This is a genomic window from Allobosea sp. CER48 (assembly GCF_044752385.1).
In the GTDB taxonomy this organism is placed as follows: domain Bacteria; phylum Pseudomonadota; class Alphaproteobacteria; order Rhizobiales; family Beijerinckiaceae; genus Allobosea.
Genome location: NZ_JBIWYK010000199.1, coordinates 1 through 5,732, shown reverse-complemented (window position 1 = coordinate 5,732; position 5,732 = coordinate 1). Strand labels below are relative to the sequence as shown.

The 5,732-nt window shown below is 68.9% G+C and carries 5 protein-coding genes; 4 read left to right on the top strand and 1 reads right to left on the bottom strand.

Annotation, left to right across the window (positions count from 1 at the left end):
- The first annotated feature begins 152 nt into the window (after nucleotides 1-152).
- The 4 genes from ACIPIA_RS09315 (at nucleotide 153) to murB (ending at nucleotide 4,830) form a co-directional block, all read left to right on the top strand.
- Entirely contained in the window at nucleotides 153-1,286 is a 1,134-nt protein-coding gene (locus tag ACIPIA_RS09315) for an FtsW/RodA/SpoVE family cell cycle protein (protein WP_400508813.1), read from the top strand.
- Nucleotides 1,287-1,289: 3 nt separating this feature from the next.
- Nucleotides 1,290-2,393 (top strand): undecaprenyldiphospho-muramoylpentapeptide beta-N-acetylglucosaminyltransferase, encoded by a 1,104-nt coding sequence (murG, locus tag ACIPIA_RS09310; protein WP_400508811.1) that lies wholly within the window; start codon nucleotides 1,290-1,292, stop codon nucleotides 2,391-2,393.
- Between the two features lie 15 nt (nucleotides 2,394-2,408).
- Nucleotides 2,409-3,812 carry a UDP-N-acetylmuramate--L-alanine ligase gene (gene murC / locus ACIPIA_RS09305; RefSeq protein WP_400508809.1) on the top strand — a complete coding sequence of 468 codons (1,404 nt, stop codon included), beginning with the start codon at nucleotides 2,409-2,411 and terminating at the stop codon, nucleotides 3,810-3,812.
- A gap of 91 nt (nucleotides 3,813-3,903) precedes the next feature.
- Nucleotides 3,904-4,830: a UDP-N-acetylmuramate dehydrogenase gene (gene murB, locus ACIPIA_RS09300; protein ID WP_400508807.1), complete on the top strand. Its 927-nt coding sequence runs from the start codon at nucleotides 3,904-3,906 to the stop codon at nucleotides 4,828-4,830.
- Here the strand turns inward: murB and ACIPIA_RS09295 are convergent.
- On the bottom strand, nucleotides 4,805-5,701 hold the full coding sequence (locus ACIPIA_RS09295; RefSeq protein WP_400508805.1) for an EamA family transporter: 897 nt from the start codon (nucleotides 5,699-5,701) through the stop codon (nucleotides 4,805-4,807). The genes murB and ACIPIA_RS09295 overlap by 26 nt on opposite strands.
- Between the last annotated feature and the right edge of the window lie 31 nt (nucleotides 5,702-5,732).

Here is a 5,732-nt window from a genome sequence, read left to right as displayed (position 1 = left end):
ATCGTTCCGCGCCGGAGTCGAGCGATAACGCAGCCCGGCGCGGCAGCCGCGTTGCGGCGCATCGGAATCAATCGGTTAACCATTCATTGACAGAGTGATTCGTCACGCAGGCGCGGCCGAGTCGCGCAGAATTTGTCGATGGGATGCCCGTCATGGTCTCGCGCGCGGAACCTTCTCTCAGTGGCCGCTGGTGGTGGTCGATCGACCGCCTGATCCTCACCGCGCTCGTCGCGCTGATGGTGTCGGGCGTGGTGCTGCTGATGGCGGGCGGGCCGCCGGTCGCCGAGCGCCTCGGCCTCTCGACTTTCCATTTCGTCAACCGCCAGGCCGCCTATCTCGTCGGCGCGCTGGCTATTTTCCTCGGTGTCTCGCTGATGACGCCGAGACAGGTCAGGCGCGCGGCGTTGCTGATCTATATCGGCTCGCTCGCGATGGTGGTGGCGACGCTCTATTTCGGCGTCGAGGTGAAGGGAGCGAGGCGCTGGTTGACGCTCGGGCCGCTGGGCTCGGTGCAGCCTTCCGAGTTCCTGAAGCCCGCCTTCGTGGTCCTCGCCGCCTGGGCCTTCGCGGAAGGGTCCCGCCGGCCCGACCTGCCCGGCACGATCCTCGCCCTGCTGCTCCTGCCGATCACCATCGTGCCGCTGGTGCTGCAGCCGGATTTCGGCCAGACGATGCTCGTCAGCCTGGTCTGGGCCGGGCTCTTCTTCGTCGCCGGCCTGCATTGGTTCTGGGTCATCGGGCTCGGCGGCGTCGGCGCCGTCGGCATCCTCGTCGCCTATGAGCTGGTGCCGCACGTGCGCGCCCGCATCGAGCGCTTCATGGACAAGGGCTCGGGCGACACCTTCCAGATCGATACCGCGCTCGAGAGCTTCGCGCAGGGCGGCTGGCTCGGGAAGGGCCCGGGCGAAGGCACGGTGAAGCGGATTCTGCCCGACGCGCATACCGACTTCATCTTCGCCGTGACGGCCGAGGAGTTCGGCGTCGTCGTCTGCATGCTGCTGGTGGCGCTGTTCGCGGTGATCGTGCTGCGCTCGCTCTTCGTGGCGCAGAAGGCGGAAGACCCCTTCATCCGCCTCGCGGTGACCGGGCTCGCGCTGCTCTTCGGGATACAGGCGGCGATCAACATGATGGTCAACCTGCACATGATGCCGGCCAAGGGCATGACGCTGCCCTTCATCTCCTATGGCGGCTCCTCGCTGCTCTCGCTCGCGGTGGGTACCGGCTTTCTGCTCGCCTTGACCCGGCGCAGGCCGCGCTCTGTCGATTTCGGCTCCTACGGACGCTGAGCGATGGCCTCCGGCAAGCTCATCATGCTGGCCGCCGGCGGGACCGGCGGCCATCTATTCCCGGCGGAAGCGCTGAGCCATGCGCTCCATGCCAAGGGCATGCGGGTCGTGCTGATGACCGATACCCGCGCGGCGGAATATGCCGGCAGCTTCCCGGCCGAGGCGGTCCACGCCGTGCCGGCGGCGACACCGTCCGGCCGCTCGCCCGTGCAGAAGGCGACGGCCCTGCTCCACATCGCCAAGGGCACCTTCGCGGCGCGGCGGATCATCAGGCAGGTGCGCCCCGACGTCGTCGTCGGCTTCGGCGGCTATCCGACCGTGCCGCCGGTCCTCGGCGCTTCGCTTGCCGGGGTGCGAACCCTCATCCACGAGCAGAACGCCGTGATCGGCCGCGCCAACCGCTTCCTCGCCGGGCGTGCCGACGTGATCGCGACGGGCTTCGCCAAGGTCGGCGGCCTGACGCCGGTGCAGCAGGCCAAGTGCCGCCATGTCGGCAACCCCGTGCGTCCCGCCGTGATCGAGGCGGCCGGCCGTGCCGATGCGCAGCGCGATGACGGCAAGATCCAGCTGCTCGTCTTCGGCGGCAGCCAGGGGGCGCGCATCATGGCCGACATCGTGCCGCCGGCGGTGCAGCTCCTCGACGACGCCGAGCGGGCGCGGCTGACCATCGTCCAGCAGGCGCGGGCCGAGGACGACGACCGCGTGCGCGGCATCTACGACAAGCTCGGCATCCGGGCGACGATCGCCCCCTTCTTCAAGGACCTGCCGGCGCAGATGGCGGCAGCGCATCTGGTCGTCGCCCGCTCCGGCGCCTCGACCATCGCGGAGCTCACCGTGATCGGCCGACCGGCGATCCTGGTACCGCTGCCGGGCTCGCTCGACCAGGACCAGGCCGCCAATGCCGCTTTCCTCGAAGGGGCGGGCGGCGCGGTCAGAATCCTGCAACCCGAATTCACGCCGCGCCGGCTCGCCAGCGAACTCTCGCGGCTGCTCGCCGAGCCCGAACACTTGACTGGCATGGCTGCAAACGCGAAGAGCGCGGGTATCCCCGACGCTGCCGACCGCCTGGCCGATCTCGTGATCGCCACGGCCCATTCCCAGAACTGACAGGATTCACCCACCATGAAGCTGCCGCCGAAGCTCGGCTCCATCCATTTCGTCGGCATTGGCGGCATCGGCATGTCCGGCATCGCCGAAGTGCTGCACAATCTCGGCTACAAGGTGCAGGGCTCCGATGCTTCCGACGGTGCCAACGTCAAGCGCCTGGCCGAAAAGGGCATCACCACCTTCGTCGGCCACAAGGCGGAGAACCTCGGTGAGGCCGAGGTCGTGGTGATTTCGACCGCGATCAAGCGCGACAATCCCGAATTGCTCGCCGCCCGCGAGAAGCGCCTGCCGGTGGTGCGCCGCGCCGAGATGCTGGCCGAGCTGATGCGGCTCAAGACCTGCGTCGCCATCGCCGGCACCCATGGCAAGACGACCACGACTTCGCTGGTCGCGACGCTGCTGGAGAAAGGCGGGCTCGATCCGACAGTGATCAACGGCGGCATCATCAACGCCTACGGCACCAATGCGCGCATGGGCGAGAGCGACTGGATGGTGGTGGAGGCCGACGAGTCCGACGGCACCTTCCTGAAGCTGCCGGCCGACGTGGCGATCGTCACCAATATCGACCCCGAGCATCTCGACCATTTCGGCACCTTCGACGCGATCAAGGGCGCCTTTCGCTCCTTCGTCGAGAACCTGCCGTTCTACGGCTTCGCGGTGATGTGCATCGATCATCCGACGGTCCAGGGCCTGGTCGGGCAGATCACCGACCGGCGCGTCATCACCTATGGCGAAAACCCCCAGGCCGATTTCCGCCTGCTCGACATCGATCTCTCCGGCGGGCAGGCGCGCTTCACCCTGCTGGTCCGCGACCGCAAGAACGGGCGCGACGAGGTGATCCGCGATCTCGTCATGCCGATGCCCGGCCACCACAACGCGCTGAACGCGACGGCCGCGATCGCGGTCGCCTACGATCTCGGCGTGCCCGTCGAACGCATCCGAGAGGCGCTGGCCGGCTTCGGCGGCGTGAAGCGGCGCTTCACCAAGACCGGCGAGTGGAACGGCGCGCTGATCTTCGACGATTACGGACACCATCCGGTCGAGATCGCCGCGGTGTTGAAGGCGGCCCGCGCCTCGACCAAAAACAAGGTGATCGCTGTGGTGCAGCCGCATCGCTACACCCGGCTCTCCAGCCTGTTCGACGATTTCGCCGCCTGCTTCAACGATGCCGACACGGTGATCGTGGCCGATACCTATGCCGCCGGCGAGGCGCCGATCCCCGGCGCCGACCGCGATTCGCTGGTCGCCGGCATCAAGGCGCGCGGCCATCGTCATGCGCTGGCGCTGGAGGGGCCGGACAAGCTCGCCGGCATGGTGGCGGAGCTCGCGGGCCCGGGCGACTATGTCGTCTGCCTCGGCGCCGGCAACATCACGCAATGGGCCTATGCGCTGCCCGGCGAGCTCAAGGCGCTGGGCTGAGCGGGTTCGCCGCAATTGCGCCGTCATGCTCGGGCTTGAGCCGGGCAGACGGCCTGTTCCGCCCGGGAACATCATGCTCTAAAGCGACGCCATGGCATTCCAAGACCTCTCCTCCGACATTCGCGCCTCGGCCCCCGACCTGCGGGGGCGGCTCCTCGCCAACCAGGACCTGTCGGGGCTGACATGGTTCCGCGTGGGCGGCTCCGCGCAAACCCTGTTCACGCCGGCCGACGACGAGGACCTCGCCTATCTGCTGTCGAAGCTGCCGGAAGAGATCCCGGTGACGGTGATCGGCCTCGGCTCGAACCTGATCGTACGCGACGGCGGCATTCCCGGCGTCGTGATCCGGCTCGGTGGCAAGGCCTTCGGCGAGATCAGGCTGGAGTCGGGCGACCGGCTGCGGGCGGGCACCGCGGTGCCGGACGTCAAGGTGGCGCGTGCCGCGGCCGATGCCTCGCTCGACGGGCTCGCCTTCTATCGCGGCATTCCCGGCTCGATCGGCGGAGCGCTGCGCATGAATGCCGGTGCGCATGGCGGCGAGACCACCGACGTTCTGGTGGAGGCGCGCGGCGTCACCCGCAAGGGCGAGATCGTCACGCTCAGCCATGCGCAGATGGGCTTCACCTATCGCAACAGCGCGGCGTCGACCCACGACATCATCTTCACCTCGGCCCTGTTTCAGGGGCGCCCGGGCGAGCAGGCGGTGATCCAGGCCGAGATGGACCGGGTGACGCAGGCGCGCGAGGCGGCCCAGCCGATCAAGGAACGCACCGGCGGCTCGACCTTCAAGAACCCGGAAGGCGGCAAGGCCTGGCAACTGATCGACGCTGCCGGCTGCCGCGGACTGCGCATCGGCGGGGCGCAGGTCTCGGAGATGCACTGCAACTTCCTGATCAACACCGGCGGCGCGACGGCCGCCGATGTGGAGGGGCTCGGCGAGGAGGTCCGCCGGCGGGTCAAGGACAATTCCGGCTTCGAGCTCCAGTGGGAGATCAAGCGGTACGGGGTTGCGGCGTAGGCGCAGCAGCTGCTGCCGCAGCCCGGCGCGAGAGCACCATCCCCGCGATCGTCGAGCCGAGGATGATCGCGATGCCCAGCAACTGGATGCCGCCCAGCCATTGCCCGAGCAGGACGGCGCCGAGGATGGTCGCGACCGTCGGGCTGAGCAGGCCGAGAAACGCAACGCTGGCGCCGAGCGTGGTGATGCCCCTGACCCAGAGCCAGTAGGTGAGGGCCGTGCCGATCAGCACGAGATAGCCCAGCCCGATACCGTTCAGCGCGGTCGGCGTTGGCGGCAGGCCTTCGACCAGCAGGGCGACGGGCAGCAGGATCAGCCCGCCGAGCGTCAGTTGCCAGGCCGCCAGCGCCAGCGGCGAGCCCATCTTGCCCCAGCGTTCGATCAGTACGGTGCCGGTCGCCATCGAGGCGGCGCTGGCGAGGCCGGCGATGATGCCGATCGCGTCAGGCTTGGCATGCGGATCGAGCACCAGCAGGGCGACGCCGACGAGGCCGGTCAGCGCGGCAACGACCTGCCAGCGGCCCGGACGGCGGCCGAGCAGCGGCCAGGCCAGGAGGCCGACGATCAGCGGCTGGGTCGAGCCCACCGTCGCGGCGAGCCCGCCCGGCAGCCGGGCAGCACTGACGAAGAGCAGCGCGAAGAACAGCCCGATATTGGCGAGACCGAGTGCCGCCAGAGGCAGCAGCTTGTCGCGCGGCGGCAGGCCGGCGCCGAGCGCCATCAGCAGCAGGCCGGCGGGCAGGGCCCGGAGCGCTCCGATGAGCAGCGGGTGATCCACCGGCAGCGTCTCGGTGAAGATGATGTAGGTGGTGCCCCAGATGCAGGGCACGAGGATCGTGGTCAGCAGGGTCTTGTCGAGGCTGAGCGGCATGGCAGGCTCCCGGAGCGGGACGATGGGAGGA

What these genes read in the sequence shown, in the direction of transcription:
- murB (WP_400508807.1), top strand. Translation starts at nt 3,904, where the DNA reads ATGGCATTCCAAGACCTCTCCTCCGACATTCGCGCCTCGGCCCCCGAC.
- murC (WP_400508809.1), top strand. Translation starts at nt 2,409, where the DNA reads ATGAAGCTGCCGCCGAAGCTCGGCTCCATCCATTTCGTCGGCATTGGC.
- murG (WP_400508811.1), top strand. Translation starts at nt 1,290, where the DNA reads ATGGCCTCCGGCAAGCTCATCATGCTGGCCGCCGGCGGGACCGGCGGC.
- ACIPIA_RS09315 (WP_400508813.1), top strand. Translation starts at nt 153, where the DNA reads ATGGTCTCGCGCGCGGAACCTTCTCTCAGTGGCCGCTGGTGGTGGTCG.
- ACIPIA_RS09295 (WP_400508805.1), bottom strand. Translation starts at nt 5,701, where the DNA reads ATGCCGCTCAGCCTCGACAAGACCCTGCTGACCACGATCCTCGTGCCC.